This is a genomic window from Sorangium sp. So ce367 (assembly GCF_051520455.1).
In the GTDB taxonomy this organism is placed as follows: domain Bacteria; phylum Myxococcota_A; class Polyangia; order Polyangiales; family Polyangiaceae; genus Sorangium; species Sorangium cellulosum_B.
In genome coordinates, this window is the sequence record NZ_CP150334.1 from 10,628,161 (window position 1) to 10,645,089 (window position 16,929).

At 67.1% G+C, this 16,929-nt stretch carries 11 protein-coding genes; 7 read left to right on the forward strand and 4 right to left on the reverse strand.

Annotated features, from left to right (window positions below; genetic code table 11):
- Positions 1 to 134: 134 nt before the first annotated feature.
- Positions 135 to 332 carry a hypothetical protein gene (locus WME97_RS40265; protein WP_437545664.1) on the forward strand — a complete coding sequence of 66 codons (198 nt, stop codon included), beginning with the start codon at positions 135 to 137 and terminating at the stop codon, positions 330 to 332.
- A gap of 268 nt (positions 333 to 600) precedes the next feature.
- Positions 601 to 1,644 (forward strand): hypothetical protein, encoded by a 1,044-nt coding sequence (locus WME97_RS40270; protein ID WP_437545665.1) that lies wholly within the window; start codon positions 601 to 603, stop codon positions 1,642 to 1,644.
- 49 nt (positions 1,645 to 1,693) lie between these two features.
- On the opposite strand, the gene WME97_RS40275 is transcribed toward WME97_RS40270, so the two are convergent.
- The 3 genes from WME97_RS40275 to WME97_RS40285 form a co-directional block, all read right to left on the reverse strand.
- Positions 1,694 to 3,256, reverse strand: coding sequence for a toll/interleukin-1 receptor domain-containing protein (locus WME97_RS40275; RefSeq protein WP_437545667.1), 1,563 nt, complete (start codon positions 3,254 to 3,256; stop codon positions 1,694 to 1,696).
- An 89-nt stretch (positions 3,257 to 3,345) separates the two neighbouring features.
- Positions 3,346 to 4,413, reverse strand: a complete 1,068-nt coding sequence (locus tag WME97_RS40280) for a toll/interleukin-1 receptor domain-containing protein (protein WP_437545669.1) — start codon at positions 4,411 to 4,413, stop codon at positions 3,346 to 3,348.
- Between the two features lie 701 nt (positions 4,414 to 5,114).
- A complete protein-coding gene (locus WME97_RS40285) occupies positions 5,115 to 6,311 on the reverse strand; it encodes an IS110 family transposase (RefSeq protein WP_437545671.1) in 1,197 nt (398 codons plus the stop codon).
- A 705-nt stretch (positions 6,312 to 7,016) separates the two neighbouring features.
- On the opposite strand from WME97_RS40285, the gene WME97_RS40290 reads away from it, so the two are divergent.
- The 3 genes from WME97_RS40290 to WME97_RS40300 all read left to right on the forward strand — a co-directional run bounded on the left by WME97_RS40290 (position 7,017) and on the right by WME97_RS40300 (position 13,411).
- The gene (locus WME97_RS40290) at positions 7,017 to 7,211 is read left to right on the forward strand and encodes a hypothetical protein (protein ID WP_437545673.1); all 195 of its coding nucleotides are present in this window, start codon (positions 7,017 to 7,019) and stop codon (positions 7,209 to 7,211) included.
- A gap of 818 nt (positions 7,212 to 8,029) precedes the next feature.
- Positions 8,030 to 11,881: an AAA-like domain-containing protein gene (locus WME97_RS40295; RefSeq protein WP_437545675.1), complete on the forward strand. Its 3,852-nt coding sequence runs from the start codon at positions 8,030 to 8,032 to the stop codon at positions 11,879 to 11,881.
- 6 nt (positions 11,882 to 11,887) lie between these two features.
- Positions 11,888 to 13,411 (forward strand): AAA-like domain-containing protein, encoded by a 1,524-nt coding sequence (locus tag WME97_RS40300; protein ID WP_437545677.1) that lies wholly within the window; start codon positions 11,888 to 11,890, stop codon positions 13,409 to 13,411.
- A 285-nt stretch (positions 13,412 to 13,696) separates the two neighbouring features.
- On the opposite strand, the gene WME97_RS40305 is transcribed toward WME97_RS40300, so the two are convergent.
- Positions 13,697 to 13,819 carry a hypothetical protein gene (locus tag WME97_RS40305; protein WP_437545679.1) on the reverse strand — a complete coding sequence of 41 codons (123 nt, stop codon included), beginning with the start codon at positions 13,817 to 13,819 and terminating at the stop codon, positions 13,697 to 13,699.
- Positions 13,820 to 14,215: 396 nt separating this feature from the next.
- Here WME97_RS40305 and WME97_RS40310 point away from each other — a divergent pair, with 396 nt between their 5' ends.
- On the forward strand, positions 14,216 to 15,079 hold the full coding sequence (locus WME97_RS40310) for a tyrosine-type recombinase/integrase (protein ID WP_437544987.1): 864 nt from the start codon (positions 14,216 to 14,218) through the stop codon (positions 15,077 to 15,079).
- Positions 15,080 to 15,085: 6 nt separating this feature from the next.
- Positions 15,086 to 16,360 (forward strand): IS91 family transposase, encoded by a 1,275-nt coding sequence (locus WME97_RS40315; RefSeq protein ID WP_437544988.1) that lies wholly within the window; start codon positions 15,086 to 15,088, stop codon positions 16,358 to 16,360.
- Positions 16,361 to 16,929 lie beyond the last annotated feature (569 nt).

The window sequence follows — 16,929 nt, forward strand, 5'->3', positions numbered from 1 at the left end:
TCCCTCGGGTGAAGACTTTTTGTCCCGCATCACGGCTACCGAGAGGACGCGCGCCTGCGCGAGCGGAGGCCGCAAGACCTAACGCAAGAGCGCCTCCCTCGTCGCGGCGTTGAGCCCTTGGCGCGTGTCGCTGCATGCGAGGTGAAGCCGTCGATCGAGACGCACTGCGGCTTGCCGTACGGTGCGCTCTGCTGCTCGGCTTCGGTCCGCCCGTTTCGCGCGCAAGCGCCGAGCTGGACGCGACGGGCGACGACTACATCCCGTGGGAAAGCGACGGGATCGAAGGCGTCGGGACCAGCTATCACTGCATGCTGGTGCCGATCACGGACTAGAAGGCGCTCAAGGCGACTCTGCGGAGCGCGATCGATCGAGCGCGGAACGCGACGGGAGCTGGGCAGAGATCGTAGGCTCCGGCTGCAGGAGGACCACGGCATGCGCCTGCTCTTAGGCAAAAACCACGCCGCCTACCCGCACCCTGGCCGAGGCGTTCCGAACCGGCCTCGTCGCAGGCACGCTTCAAAAACCTTTCCGTTAGGACCGTGGAGCAGTAAGTTAAGCAATGTGGCAGGCCTGAGCATTCCCCCTTGGTTGCAACGATTCGTGGACCTCGCGGAGCTTGCAGACGATGCTGAGGAACTTGGGGGCGCGTTCGCCGAAAACCAAGAGGCGCCCAGTATTGCGGACGACGCGAAGTTGACGACACTTGTTCTTGCGGCGGAGAGAAGCGAACTCCAAGATCTCCAGGCCCAACGGGTCCTCATCTCGGCGGTGACGTTCCTACGTGGGTGGCTCGATCGTGCGTTGCATGACGGTCCAGTGGCCGCTTCCAAATCGGTCTACAAGAGTCCTCTTTATGATCTTACCAGTGCCTTGCGCCGCGAAGCATCGACCTCGGTTGTGCATCGAACTGAGCGCGAGCAGCGGTTCGCAATGATGACCCGCTTCTACCGTCTCGCACACCAGAGGCCGAAGATGGCGTTTCATCAGAGCGAACTTTGTCATGATTTTGGTAACGATCAAGACGTGACAGACCGCTGGGTGCAGTGGGCATTAAGCAAAAGACTGTTGATGGTTGCTGATCAGGCTAACGGTGGAGATCGGCTCCTTAAGATCACAACTGCCGGTATTGACTGGGTAGAATCGACGCTCGAAAGCTGGGGCGCCGAGAGCGACCAACAAGGTCGTTTTCAACTCGTCCTTCGCAGTGGAGAAATTCACATGGGCAACAAGTACACGATCACCAACACCAACTCGACGGTTGGCGCCCAGGGTGTCGGTGATAACATCACGGTTACAGGATCGCTCACGATCGGGGCTCCCGGTGGTACGGTGAGCCAGACGCAATTCGACGAGCACATCAAGGCTGCCAAGAAGGCGCTGGTCGATGATGAAGACCGGCTCGACGATCTGGTTCGCGAGGCCCTGACCCAGTTCCTCACTCTGGCGCGCAAGATCCAGGTCGAGCAGCAGAGCCTCGCGGAGGTCCAGGCCAAGATGAAGGAGACCCTCGATGAAGTGTGGGCTCAGCAGGCCTCGAAGGGTCTCCGGCCGCAGACTCTCCCGGAGGGGCTCAAGGTGATCGAGACCCTCGCAAAGAGCCCGATCACGGCCGAGGTGGCGAAGAAGCTGCTGCTGGGGGCGTGACGGCAGGATGCCCAATGCGGCGCTTTTCTCTCGGTTCCCATCGCCCCCGCTACCCCTTCAGAGCCCTCAACAGCCGCTTCACCGCCTTGTCGAACTTGCTCCGGTCCCCTTCCGCTCCCTTCATGTCCAGCAGCACCCGATCCAAGACGGCCCGTTTCAGGTCCGCATGTCGCGGCGCCCAGTCCTCGCGCACGTAGTCATCTAGCAGGATTGGTATGATCCGTTCGCTAGCCCCGTCGTCGAACTCGCGGGAGAGCATTTCGTCCAGCTCACTGAGCACGTTCGAAGCGCATAGAGAGTGCTCCGAGCAGAGCAGGACGACATGCTCGTACTCGCGGATGTTCCTCCGGGCAGAACGGTGGTGCTTCGTGCCCGGGATGGCATGCTCGGAGCGGAAGAAGACGGGTACCCCGCTGGCTTCGAGGGCCTCGTAGAGCTTTTGGGCGAAGGGAACGTCCTCGTCGCCGTAGGAGAGGTAGACGGAGGCCGGCGTGGCCGTCTTGGCTGGCGTTGGAGGCACTTCAATCGCGACGCGCCGCACGACCTCGTCGATCACTGACCAATGCTCCCTGAAGTCCTCATTGGTGTGCGGCGTTCTACTCCAGCCAGTTGCAGGGAGCCAGTGACCGCCGCGATAGCACCAGTAAATCCGATGCATTATGCCCGGCTGGACCAGGATCGGGATCGTTCGCCCCCAGGCTGTCCAATAGGCCGGGAAGCGATGCAGAGCCATGAGCAGATGTTCCTGCTTTTCTGGGAGATCCGTGTATAGAACGTGCTCCACGCCCTCCACGTCGAGCCGGAAGCCGAAGCCCGGCCAGTTTTCGAATGAACGCTGGATTCTTTCGGAGCGGACTTTAAGCAAAGTTGCGAGCTCGGACGCTTTTGAGGCAGTCTTGTCGAGAAAGGCGGCCGTGGCGTTTATGAATCTTACCGTCGCAAAAACGGGAGTTTTCGCCGATAGCGCGACCCCATACACGCCCTCGACGTCGATCGCCAGAGGCGAGAGCAACACCTCAAGCTCGGCAAGGATCGCAGCTGTCTCTGTGTCTGGGCCGAAATTCGTAAACTCAACTCTTATACATTGACGAGGAGCACTCCTATCGGGCGTCGTCGTGGCTGGCGCTGGCTGCTGCTCGACCACCTCGCGCATGTCTACCCGGCCGTTGCTCGTCGATCCATCGCCTACGGCAAGGCTGCCGACGGTCGAGCCCTCGATGTTGACGATGAAGGTCGAGCCACCCATCGGCGCCTGGACGCTCGTCTTCCCCATTCGCGACCGGGCCTCCGCTTCGGCCATGGCCCTCCATTTCAGGAGTAGTTCCACCGGGAACCGCACCGGGTCGCTGTCGATCAACTTGGCGCAGTTCTGGCACAGCCATAGGGCATTCTCGATTGCGGCGCGCTGCTCGACGGTGAGGGTTGCGTCGTACCGAGGCCCTCCGGAAGCGGTGGTTGCGACGTGGGCTGGTACACCCAAATCGACCGCCTTGGTCGCGTCCTCATGGGGGCCGCTGGTCAGGGCTCGGCAGTTGGGGTTGGAGCACAGGTTCCCGACCCGAGCCGCCAGGGCTCGCTTCGTGGCCTCGCTGAAGTCGTCGCGCTGGGGCATTGCTCGGACAAGGATCAACGGAGAAGGGGCCGCATGCAACCCTCATCGGAAGCGCTGCGCTGCGCTGGTCTCGACGAGCTCCCGAGTCACTAGAAGCACTGCAACTCGCGTAGTGGGCGCTCTACCTCCGCAACCACCTCGCCGTTGACCAGGGCACGTGCCTTCACGAGTTGCGGAAAAAGCTCGTCTCGTCTGGAATAAATTCGGTCGTCTATATGGTAGCCGAACTCGAAGCTGAAGTGGTCAGCTGGGCGGATTGGTTGAAGGCCTGTTGTGCTCGAATGGCGAAAAAGCGTCTGGTGCGCGTTGGACCTCTCAGCGACTCTCATGGCGTGGACCGTTCCGTCAAGAAGCGGGGTCGGAAATGTGACCTCGATTTCCCAATCGTCGAGGCGCTTGCGGCCCAAATTCTTGAGATTTACCTTCAATGTGTACCAGTGGCATTCTGAGGATGAGACAGGTTTCTTCGTGTAGTGCAGGGTAAGCTCCACATCAGATTGCGGCTGAAATCTTTGCGATGGAGGCGTCATGTCGATTCGGCCGGCAGCAATTGCCCCGTCGCCGATGCCAACCCCTCCGATCGTCGAGCCCGAGATGTTGATGTGGAAGGTTGACCCTCCCATACCGGCCGAAGGCGTAGTCGCGATGCTGGACCCCTGGCTCGTCGCGTGCTCGGCCGGCGTACCTTCTGAGGCCGGCAAAGGCACCACCCCGGATAGCTCGCGCACTAGCTCCGTCAGCACCCGGTCCCGTTCGTCGCCCTGGTGCGAAGCGATGGCCTTCCCGTCCCTCGGCAGAAGCTTCAGCCCGGAGAGCCAAATATGGGCCTCATAGAGGCACGACCGGAGCAGGACGGGTACCACCTGGAGCTTCCCGTCACGATGCCGCTCCAAGAGCCGGGGTAGCTCGACCTGGAGGGCGTCGGAGGCCAAGAAGTCCGGGGAGAGCAGCAGGAGGGCGACGTCAGCCTGGTCGATCGCTCGCTCGATCTCCCGGCGGGTATCAGCTCCGGCCCGGACGCACGCCTCGGACCACACGTCCAAGTTCGCGGAACGCTCCAGGGGGCGGAGATGGTCCCGCAGTTCCTCGGCCAGAGCGGCGTCTTTCGAGGCCGCGCTGTGGCGGATGATAAGGCGGAGCTTGGGGGCGGCGAGCATCGATCAGGCGAAGGATCGCGCGGTCATGGACGGTAGGCAACCCCGCAGAAGGGCATCGCGACCGGCTCGAGGACCGGCGCGAGCTTGCTCACCTCCTCGGTGCTGGCGGCAGGCGGAGCAGTCGACCGATCGTCTCGTGAATGACCCGAGCCGACAGCTCATCCCCGAGAGCGATGGCGCGGCTCAGGGTGCTGGCGAGCGAGGCAACCACCGTAGCCCGACGCGACCGTGCGGTCGCGGCGAGCTCCCCAGGCCCAGGGCTTGACAGTTGAGCCCGGGTTGCGGCCATGCCTTCCGACGATGAGGCAGCCCTGAGGTCAAGGGCTTGAGCGCTCTCTTTGCGCGGCTGGTCGGCTTCGGCTCGGCAGCGACGGCGCTCGGCGTCGTCAGTGCAGGTCGTTTCGGCATGGACATCTCCCTTCGCCCTGGTCGGGCGTCGTTCCGCTTGTGCTTGAGCACCTCGTCGCGTCCGCAGGAGCGAGCTGTGGCTCGATCGACGATCCGCATTCACAGGCCGGCGGTCGCCCTGGTGGCCTGGATGCATGCTGGGGTCCGAAACGGGACCGTGGAGGCGCATTCTAGGGGACGGCATGTTCGACCCACAGGCCGATCACCCGGAAGGCTTCCGCGCTCATCCACGTGGCCCTCTTTCACGCTCCCAGCGTGACGCGCTCGTGGCGCACGTTCCCGTAGGGGGAAAGTCAGTGCATCGAGGCCCTCCTTGAGGTCGAGACCGGCCTCGAGCGAGCCGTTGCCCGAGCGGCGCCGAGTCCCTTGTCGATCGAGCGCTGCCGGCGGCGCGCCTTGACCGCGGCCTCCTTCATGCTTTGCGCCTGCTGCTCGATCGACTGGGCTTGCAGCCGCAGGCCCTTGGCCGAAGCGACCGCTGCGCTCTGCGCATCGTAGACCGTGCCGTCGCGCCACATGGCCCACAGCACACCCGACAGCCGCCGCGCCAGCGCCACGACCGCAATGTGGCGACCCCGGCGCTCGTCGATGGTCTTTGCCCATCGACCTAGCGGGTCGTCGCCGCTCTTGTGCCGCAGGATCGCGTGCGCCGCCTGCGTCAGCAGCGCGCGCAGATAGGCATTGCCTTGCTTGGTGATCGCGCCCAGCCGCTGCTTGTTGCGTCCCCCGGAGGTGTCCTCCGAGAGGACCAAGCCCAGGTAGGAGGCGAGCTGGTGGGCGTGGTGAAAGCGCTTCGCTTCGTCCACCACCGAGACGAATGCGGCGGCGATGACCAGCCCCACGCTGGGTGCCGTGGTCAGCCGCACGATCACCGGCTCGTGGGTGCACAGCTGCTCGAGCGCGGCATCGGCCAGCGCGATCTGAGGGGTGAGCATCTCCAGCGCTGTCACCAGGGGTCCAACGAGCTGGCGAGTCTCGGCCGGCAAGGCTGCCGCGCTCAGCACCGTGAGGAAGCCCTCGGTGGTGCACCTCGCGAGCTTGTGTCCGCAAGCGCGCAGGATGCCGCGCACGGTGGTGACGTACTGGGCCCGCGTCTCGACCAACGCGCGCCGGACAGCCAGCTGGTGGCGAATGGCCCGCCGGTGAGGCGACAGCACGTGAGCGAGTGGAATGCCCCCGCGCTCGACGGCGCGCGCTAACGCCTCGGCATCAAGGCGGTCATTCTTCCGGCCGTGCTGGCCGATGCCGAGCTGACGAGCTCGCGTGGTGTCGACGACCAGCACGTCGTGACCCCAGTCGCGCAGCTTGTCGTGCACCGCCCAGGCCTCGCGGCACGCCTCGATCGCCACCCGGGCCGGCGAGGACGACGGGCCGAGGAGATCCTGGAGCGAATCGAATGAGCGAACCGTGCGTCGTAGCACCACGCTCCCGCCCGCCACCTCGCAGAATGAGATCTCATGGACCCCCAGATCCAGCGCTACACTTCGCATGGCTGACTTCTCCTGGACCCCCGTCTTCTGCGTCGTCGAACGCGTGGGGGTGCCCGCAGGCAACCCTGCAGGCGAGAGGTCAGCCACATTGCTCGCTGCTGCGAGCGGCTCTTTCTTGCTCGCTCCTCTCCGGAGCCTGGAGCCCCCGCCGGAGGCCTCCGTCCGCCCATCGCCCGCAGCTTTGTCCGGCTGGAGCGCGCAGGGGGAGTCAAGGGCGGCGGAGCCGGCGAGCTCCGCTCGCGAACCCTTGACGCCTCCGAGCACTCCAGCACCCTCGGCTGCCGATGGGCCGACCTCCACGGTGCTGCGGGCTGTCTTCGCAGACCCCGCCGCGCGAATGCGTCGAACAGAGGCTCGGGTCGGTGCGGTCGGCATCATGGGTCCAGGCGCCCCGTGGGCTGCCTCATCCCATCTAGGGGGAGCGCTCCGTCGTCACGCTCTCCCAACATCCCCGAGAATCCGACGGGTCGAAGCACGGCCGCGCGGGTTGAGCTCCATGGGGCGCGGGGGCCGTAGTTCATCAGGCTTGCCGAGGAGCGGCACTACGCCGAAAGAACCCGAGCCGACCGAGCGGATCGCGCCGGTTGCCACCCGATGGCCCGCCCAAGACGCGGCACACCGCGCTTCTCTGGGCACGCGCTCGTCAGCCTGTGTCAGGCTCGATCCAGCCACGCGGCCGCCCGCGCCGTCCGATATGCTCGCAGCGTGCGTCCCGCTCGCTACCCCCGCTCCGCCGCCGAGATCCTCCGATCCGTCCCGCCGCGCGACCGCGTGTTTTTGCTCCGTCTCGGCCTCGACCTGGACGCCCCGGTCCATGCCGAGCTCTTTGTCGACGGTGTGCAGGCCGCCGACAACGCGATCGCGAACCAGGAGCGATTGGAGCGGGAGCGCCTGGGCTGAGGGTCGCCCGTTCCGTCCTGCGGCCAGGATCTTCAATTCTCGGCGCCATCGAGACCTGCTGGACCCGCGAGCGCATCGACGCCCGCTCCGGAAGAGCTCCGGCGACGTCTTCCGCCACCGCTGACCCGCGAGCGCATCGACGCCCAGCTAGGCGCCGACCTCGCCTCCTGACCACGTTGCGCCGCGGCAGACGTCCGCAGCGCTCGGGGGGCCTCGCAGATCGGGACCCGGGTTTGATTCCCGGCGCCCCCACCATGATTTCGCGCACTTGCGCGCCTGCCGGACGACTCCCAGACGAAACACCACCCTCCCAGAGCGAGAGAGGTAGAAGACGGCGCCGACTCCTGCGCGTGTCAAGCGATAGTAACGTTTACTGCCACTCTACAGCGCGGACGGCCTCAGCGTCGCGGAGGCAGCCTGCGTCGTCTGGAAACCGGCGTGACCAGCGCGTTGCAATATCTTTACCAGGTCGTTCCCCACGGCGAGCCCCGCCCGCCAGCGCTTCACCCGCGCCTCCGGTGATCCGTGTGGGGGAACCGCAGGCCATCGGGCTGGTCTGCGGCACTCCCGCATTGAGCAGGTAGGTGCGGCACATCTCCATCGAAGCGGCAGGGCAGTCGGCAGCTGGCGACCCCGGCCGGTGGAGTTGACCGGGGTTCCGCATTTCGTGCCGCCTGGAGCGCCAAGCCCAGTAGCGCGATGACAGATCCGCCTCTACTTGGTGAAAGGCTTCCGCTCCAGCACGTGCTCCATATGCGCCGTGGGGGGGTTGTCCGGGTGCGTTGACGAGCTCACCTCGGGCAGGCGACCATTGACCCATGGCTTCCGCGCCTCGCTCGTCCGGATCGGCCCTGCCGCGTCGCTTTCAGGCCGGTGGCACGGTCCGGGACAACGCGCTCTACGTCGAGCGCCCCGCGGATCGCGAGCTCCCCGAGGCGCTCGAGCAGGGCGAGCTCTGCTTCGTGTTAGCGACGCGCCAGATCGGCAAGTCCAGCCTGCGCCTGCGTGCGGCCAAAAGACTCGAGGCCAAGGGCGTGGCCTGCGTGCACATCGACCTCACCCTGCTGGGCACCGGCACCGCCACCCCGGAGACCTGGTACTTCGGCCTCGCCGCGGAGCTCGCCGATCAGCTCGACCTGCCCCGGCCAGACGACTTCTGGGAGGCGCACAAGATGTTCGGCCCCGTGCACTGCTGGTCGCGCTACCTCGAGGACGAGGTGCTCGCGCGGGCGGATCGCCCGGTCGTCGTCTTCGTGGACGAGATCGACGCCACGCTCTCGCTCCCCTTCTCGCGCGACGACTTCTTCACCGCGGTGCGCGCGCTGCACCTCCGGCGTCTGGAGCGCGCGAAGGGCGCGAGGCTCACCTTCTGCCTTCTCGGTGTGGCCGCGCCCGGGGATCTTGTCGAGGATCCGACCCGCACCACGCTCAACGTCGGCCGCGCGATCCGGCTCGAGGACTTCACCCGAAAGGAAGCTGCAGCGCTGCGCGAGGGCTTCGAGGGAGTGACCGAGGACCCGGACGCGTTGCTCGATGCCATCTTCGCGTGGACGCATGGGCACCCGTACATGACGCTGCGCCTCTGCGAGGATCTCGCGGGCGTGCGGCGGGGGCAGCCGGTGGACGATGCCGTGCGCGCGCGCTTTCTAGAGCGGGGGAGGACGGAAGATCCGAACCTGCACCACGCGGCGCGTTGGTTCGAGGAGGCGCGGGCGGCACCCAAGGCGGAGCGGGTGCCGCGGATGTTGCGGCTCTACAAGATGCTGCTCACGGGCGAGGACGTCGCGGCGCAGGGGAGCGACCCGGATCAACTCGCGCTGCGGCTGACGGGGATGGCGGCGGAGCGCGAGGGAGCGAACGGGCTGCGGACACTCGGGGTGCGGAACCAGATCTTCGCGGAGGTGTTCAACGCGGCGTGGGTGCGGGCCAAGGAGGCGGACCGGGCGATCGTCGAGCCGCTTTCCCAGTGGCTCGCGAGCGGGCGCAAGCAGGATTACTTGTTGCGCGGGGCGCCGCTCGAAGAGGTGCGCGCATGGGCGCAGGGGCGGGAAGATTTGACCGGTGAGGAGCGGGACTTTCTGCAAGAGTCCGCGCGGGGCGAGGAGCGGCGACTGGCGGAAGAGGAGAAGAGGCGGACGCTGCGGCGGCTCAACGCGGTGCTGATCGCGGTGAGCGCGCTGCTGATGGCGGCGTTCGTGGCAGCGCTGTGGCAGACAGACAGGGCGAGCAATGCCGAGACGGAAGCGAAGAAAGAGACGGAACGGGCGAGAAACGCCGAGGAGCGCGCGAAGAGCGAGGAGGAGCGCGCGAAGCGCGAGGCCGCCTCGGTCAATGTGCGGCGGCTCGCGGCGTTGGCTGACCTGGCGGGGGCTTCCGGGTTAAAGCGGCGACAACTGCTGCTAGCCGTCGAGGCCGTGAAGGCGGGGCAACATGCGAGTAGTTCCCTTCTCACCGTTGCGGAGCAGGCGCTCGGGAACGCCGTACGTGGATTCAGGGGCGAGCGATTGCTCGCCGGGCATTACTCGGCGGTTACGACGGTGGCCATGAGCCTTGATGGTGCCCGTGTCCTGACCGCTTCTGAGGATACGACGGCGCGCATTTGGCGCGCCGATGGCCGGGGCGAGCCCATCGTCCTGCGCGGCCACGAAGCCGCAGTCCTGAGCGCGGTGTTCAGCCCCGACGGTGCTCGCGTCCTGACCGCTTCTCGGGATACGACGGCGCGCATCTGGCGCGCCGATGGCCGGGGCGAGCCCATCGTCCTGCGCGGCCACGAAGCCGCAGTCCTGAGCGCGGTGTTCAGCCCCGACGGTGCTCGCGTCCTGACCGCTTCCGACGATAACACGGCGCGCATCTGGCGCGCCGATGGTCAGGGCGAGCCCATTGTTCTGCGCGGCCACAAAGCCGTAGTCCGGAGCGCAGTGTTCAGTCCCGACGGTGCTCGCGTCCTGACCGCGTCCTTGGATAAGACAGCGCGCATCTGGCGCGCCGATGGTCAGGGCGAGCCCATCGTCCTGCGCGGCCACGAAGACGGAGTCGTGAGCGCGGTGTTCAGTCCCGACGGTGCTCGCGTCCTGACCGCTTCTCGGGATACGACGGCGCGCATCTGGCGAGCCGATGGCCAGGGCCAGCCCATCGTCCTGCGCGGCCACGAATCCGGAGTCCTGAGCGTGGTGTTCAGTCCCGACGGTGCTCGCGTCCTGACCGCTTCTTGGAAGACGGCGCACATCTGGCGCGCCGATGGCCAGGGCGAGCCCATGGTTCTGCGCGGCCACGAATCCGTAGTCCTGAGCGCAGTGTTCAGTCCCGACGGTGCTTGCGTCCTGACCGCTTCTGGGGATACGACGGCGCGCATCTGGCGCGCCGATGGCCAGGGCCAGCCCATCGTCCTGCGCGGCCACGAATCCGTAGTCCCGAGCGCGGTGTTCAGTCCCGACGGTGCTCGCGTCCTGACCGCTTCTGGGGATACGACGGCGCGCATCTGGCGCACCGATGGCCAGGGCGAGCCCATGGTTCTGCGCGGCCACGAATCCGGAGTTCTGAGGGCGGTGTTCAGCCCTGATGGTGCTCGCGTCCTGACCGCTTCTGGGGATACGACGGCGCGCATCTGGCGCTCCGATGGCCAGGGCGAGCCCATGGTTCTGCGCGGCCACGAATCCGGAATCCGGAGCGCGGTGTTCAGCCCCGACAGTCTCAGCGTCTGTAGCGCGGAGTTCAGTCCCGACGGTGCTCGCGTCCTGACCGCTTCCGACGATAACACGGCGCGCATCTGGCGCGCTGATGGCCAGGGCGAGCCCATCGTTCTGCGTGGCCACAAAGCCGCAGTCCGGAGCGCGGAGTTCAGCCCCGACGGTGCTCGCGTCCTGACCGCTTCCGACGATAACACGGCGCGCATCTGGCGCGCTGATGGCCAGGGCGAGCCCATCGTTCTGCGTGGCCACAAAGCCGCAGTCCGGAGCGCGGAGTTCAGCCCCGACGGTGCTCGCGTCCTGACCGCTTCCGACGATAACACGGCGCGCATCTGGCGCGCTGATGGCCAGGGCGAGCCCATCGTTCTGCGCGGCCACGAACTCAGCGTCTGGAGCGCGGTGTTCAGCCCTGATGGTGCTCGCGTCCTGACCGCTTCTGGGGATACGACGGCGCGCATCTGGCGCGCCGATGGCCAGGGCGAGCCCATAGTCCTGCGCGACCACGAATCCGGAGTCCGGAACGCAGTGTTCAGCCCCGACGGTGCTCGCGTCCTGACCGCTTCCGACGATAACACGGCGCGCATCTGGCGCGCCGATGGTCAGGGCGAGCCCATCGTCCTGCGCGGCCACGAACGCCGCGTCTGGAGCGCAGTGTTCAGTCCCGACGGTGCTCGCGTCCTGACCGCGTCCTTGGATAAGACAGCGCGCATCTGGCGCGCCGATGGCCAGGGCGAGCCCATAGTCCTGCGCGACCACGAAGCCGAAGTCCTGAACGCAGTGTTCAGCCCCGACGGCGCTCGCGTCCTGACCGCTTCTCGGGATAAGACGGCGCGAATCTGGACAGCCTCTATCGATCGTCTCATGCAGCACGCCTGCGCCCAAGCTGGTCGCAACCTTGCTCGCGCCGAATGGTCCCAATTCATTCCTGGCAACCCTTATCGACGAACCTGCGCCGAGTGGCCCGAAGCCCCCGCGTCGCCCTAAGCCCCCATGCCCGCCCCACTCCAACCCCCCGGCACCCCCTACCGCTCCGCCTGGTACGTCGCCCGCCCCCACGAGGAGCAGCTCGCCCTCAACTACCTTGAATACGGCCAGCCCGTACTCCTCTGGGGCTCGCGCCGCCAGGGTCGCACCTGGCTCTGGACCCATATCTCCGAGCAATGGAGAGCCGCCGTAAACGACGGCCGCCGGGTCGCCGTCGTTTACCTCCATACCTTTGACGCCGACGCTTTCACCGATCTCGATACCTGCTTACGCGCCTTCGCCGTCGCCTTACTCGAAGCGCTCGACGACAACAGCATCGGAACCGACGCTTATGCCACCGTGGAAGCCACATGGTCTTCCCTCAGGGGCGACCCCAAACGCAAGATCAACGATCTCCTCGCTCGCACCGTTCTCCGCCTTGTGCCGGGCCCGCTCCTCCTCATCGTGGACCGCGCCGACCTCGTCGTCGGTCGGCCCTTTTACAACGACTTCTCCGGCCTGCTACGCGGCTGGGCCGAGAGCTCGGTCGGCAAAGAGCCCTGGAAAAGGCTCCGCCTCCTCGTCTCCGTCTCTACCCCGCCCGCTCGCCTCAGCACCGAGATTAACCAATCATTCTTCTACAACCTCAGCGACCCCATCGAGGTCATGAACCTCGAGCGGGCTCAGATCGCCGAGCTCGCCAATCGCCACGGCCTCCAGCTATCTGACGCCGATCTCAACCGCCTCACGAGCGTTGCCGGCGGCCACCCTTACCTCGTGCGCGCCGTCCTCTTCGATCTTGCCGGCCAGCGCTACACCCTCGCCGACCTCGCCTCCGGCGCGCCGCTTAGCCGCAGCCTCGCCGTCGATCACCTCCACGAGCACCGCACCCGCCTCAACGCCTCGCCCGAACTCGGGCAGGCCTTCGCCTCCCTGGCGAAGGATCCGGCGACCCGCGTCGACGCCAAGATCCTCGACGCCCTCATCCGTCAGGGCCTCGTGCAGCAGGGTGAACGCGGGACGCACCCGGTGCGGTATCGCCTCTACGAACGCCTTCTCCAGCCCGATCCCGCGGTCGTGCCGGTCCGACGCAGGCTGCGCCTGTTCTACAGCTATGCTGCCAAGGACGAGGCTCTGCGCGAACGGCTCGACGTGCACCTGAAGCTGCTGGAGCGGCAGGGCCTGATCGAGCCCTGGCACCAGCAGCGCCTGCTCCCGGGCAGCGTGGAGCGCGCGGAGATCGACCGGCACCTCGACGAGGCCGACCTCGTGTTGCTCCTAGTAAGCCCGGACTTCCTCGCGTCGGACGAGTGCTGGGACGCGCAGATGACACGCGCGCTCGCGCGCCACGAGGCCGGTAAGGCCAGGGTGGTGCCGGTGCTTCTGCGGCCCTGCGATTGGATAAGCGCACCCTTCGCAAAGCTGACACCGCTGCCCAACGACCGGATTCCGGTGACGCGGTGGACCGATCCAGACGACGCCTGGGCCAGTGTCGCGCACGGCCTGCGCCAGCTCATCACCGAGTGGCCCGGCGAGGGCGCGCGCCGCTGATACCTCTGGAAGCTCCCCTCGGCTCTTCCGTAATTTGACATCTCCGGGAGTCATTCCCGCGCGGATTCGATCGCATCCAAAACCGCGGTAGTTGTCCTGCGCGGCAAGAAGCCTCCCCGGCTAGAACCGCACCGCTTTCCCCGGAAGGCCCTGCCCCCTCCCAACAACTGCGCCATCGGCCCGGCCGCCAGCTCGGCAAGGTATTCACCGGGAATCGCTCGCTGCAAGGATGTGCTCGCGTGCCCGTAGTGCAATGGCAGGAGGACGCTCGTCGCCCTGGTTTGCTCACCCCTCCGGTACCGTCGACAGCCCGAGCAGCCGACCGAGCGCGTCGTGAACGACCCGGGCCGTCACGTCATCCCCCAGGGCGACGGCGCGGCTCAGGGTGCTGGCAAGCTCGGCAACCAAGGCGGCCCGGGGTGACGGGTCGGCCGGCGCGAGTTCCCGAAGCATGAGGCTCGCCGGTTGGACCAAGCCGCTTCGCGGCAGCTCCTGTGCCGGCCGCGAGCGAGCGCGATGCTGACGAGGTGCAGGAGCTCGGCGTGAGGCTCAAGAAGATGCTGCGGGCCCTGCGCCGTTAAGCATTCCGGATACCGAGCCGCGGTTTCCTGCCGCGGCTCGGATCCTTGTCTTCGCTGCGGTTGTCACGGCAGTCATTGCTGCCGCAGCGCGGCTTTTGCCAGTATTTATTGCGAAAAAAGAGCCCGGCGCCGCGCAGGACTGGCCGCCCGCCGCCTCATTCCCTGCCCACCCTGCCGTTCGCGACGCCCCTGCCCGGGCGCCGCGTCCACCAGGAGGGCAGCGATGGGACAGCTCCGCGATCGAATGGCCGAAGACCTGAAGCTGCGGCGATACAAGCCGTCGACGTGCGACAATTACCTCCGCTGCGCACGGGCCTTCGTAGCCTATCACCGCAAGCCGCCGCAGCAGATGGGTCTCGACGAGGTGCGCGCGTTTTTGCTCTATCTCGCCGAGCAGCGAAAGATCGCGGAGGCGACGCAGCACCAGTACGTGGCGGCGATCAAGTTCCTCTACGCCACCACGCTCGGGCGTCCGGAGGTCGCTGTCGCGATCCCCTGGCCGAAGGTACCCCAGAAGCTGCCGCCGGTCCTCAGCGGCACCGAGGTCGAGGCGCTGCTCAACGCGATCGGCTCGGTCAAGCAGCGCACGATCGTACTGACGGCGTACGGCGCCGGTCTGCGGATCGATGAGGTCTGCTCGCTGCGGGTCGAGGACATCGACAGCAAGCGCAACCTCATCCACGTCCGCAATGGAAAGCATGGGCGTGATCGGTACGTGATGCTCAGCGCCCCCGTGCTGACCGCGCTGCGCATCTACTGGCGGGCGGAGAGACCCGCTGGACCGGAGCTGTTCCCGGGTCGCAAGCAGGGCTCGGTCATCTCGCACGAGGCGGTGCGCAACGCGCTGCGCGAGGCGGCGAGGCGCTGCAAGCTGCACAAGCGCGTCACCCCGCACGTGCTGCGGCACAGCTTCGCTACCCACCTGCTCGAGCTCGGCACCGACATCCGCGTCATCCAGGCCCTGCTCGGCCATCGCTCCATCCGCACCACCGTCCGCTACGTCCGCGTCAGCCAGGCTCACGTCGGTCGCACCCGCAGCCCGGTCGAGGTGCTCGGCACCCAGGAGGCCAAGAAGAAGCTCGGCTGAGGTCGCGTGCACCCGCATCCCCCGGCGCCGCGGCCCACGGCGACGGGTAGGCCTCGGCTCGAGGTCGCGGATATCGTCCGCGCCCACGGCGAGGCCTACCTGCGCGCCCACGCCGTCTCCACCGCCCAGCGCAAGGTCCTGCGCGACATCGCTGCGTGCAGGACCGCGGTGCTGGGCGGCCATGTCGACGTGTGCACGAGCTGCGGCCACGAGCAGCCCTCGTACAACTCCTGCCGCAACCGCCACTGTCCCAAGTGCCAGAGCCTCAGCCAGGCCAGGTGGATCGCCGAGCGGCAGCAGCGCATCCTGCCGACGCACTACTTCCACGTCGTCTTCACGCTCCCGGCCGAGCTGCGCCCGCTGGCGCTCGTCAACCAGCAGAGGGTCTTCGATCTGCTCTTCCAGTGCGGCTCGCGGACCCTGCTCACGCTCGGCCGCGATCCCAAACGGCTCGGCGCCGACCTCGGTGTCACCGCCGTGCTGCACACCTGGAGCCGCAATCTCAGCTTCCATCCGCACCTGCACTGCATCGTCACCGGCGGCGGCCTCTCGCCCGACGGCTCGCGCTGGATCGAGGGGCGGCGCGGCTACCTCTTCCCTGTGCAGGTCCTCGGCAAGCTCTTCCGCGGCAAGTTGCTCGCCGCGCTTCGGCAGGCCTATGACGCCGGAGAGCTCGACCTGACCGGCGGGGCCGCCGCGCTGGCCAACCCCGCTGCCTTCGCTGCGCTGCTCGACGCGCTCTACCGCAAGCCCTGGGTGGTCTACGCCAAGCCGCCCTTCGCTGGGCCCGAGCAGGTCTTTGCCTACCTCGGTCGCTATACCCACCGTGTCGGGCTGTCCAATCACCGGCTGCGGTGGATGGATGAGCGCGGCGTGTGCTTCCGGACCCGCGGAGACAAGACCGTGACGCTCTCCGCAGACGAGTTTCTGCGTCGCTTCCTGATGCACGTGCTGCCACATCGCTTCGTGAAGATCCGACACTTCGGCCTGATGGCCGCGTGTCACGCCACCACCACGCTCGAGGTGGCACGCACGAGGATCCTGGCGGCGCGAGACGCAGGGCAGTGCGCTGTCGGGGGAGATGAGCACCGGGAAGGCAGCTCTTACGAGAACGAGCCCTCTGCGCGCCACGTCGTCAAGGTCGACTGGTGCACGCTGCTCGCCGAGCTCACGGGGATCGACCTGTCCATCTGTCCTCGCTGCGGTCAGGCTGCGATGGCTCGCCGCCCGCTGCCGTCGTGCGTCGTCGGCTCTTCCGCCGCCCCTCCGGACACGTCATGAGCATCGCTGGCCTGGGCAGAAGCGACAGCACCACCTCCGTTGCGCGGCGGTCAGGCATCGATCCGCCTTCTGCGCCGTCCACCTCGGCGGCGTGCGTGCTGCTGGGCCTCCATCGGCGCCGCGCTCTGCCTCGGCACGTCTGCGCCCAACGTCGTGGCGGCGGGATGCACCACGCGTGCGAGCCCCGCCGCGCCCGCCTTCTGCGGCCTTCTCGGGCAGGATCTCCATAGGCCTCGCGACCGCCTCGCCCGGCCGCGAACCGGCCCGGTCCAACCCGACGTTTGCGGGACTGCGCCGGGACCTCGCCGCCGCTGCTGCTCAGGCGCAGTCCCGCAAACGCCTATTCATTGGGCCCGGGTTGGGCTCACGCCTTTCGAGGGGGGGCGATCCGTCGTCACACCCCTCCAAAATTCCCGGGCATCCGACGGATCGCGACGGTTCGGCACCGCATATTCGTTCCGCGAGCACCCGGAGCTCGCACCCCGCTTGCTCGCGACGCTCCTCCACGTCGAGGTGCCGCCGCACGCGGCGGTCGCGGTGGTCGAGTCGTCGCTCGACCAGCTCATCTC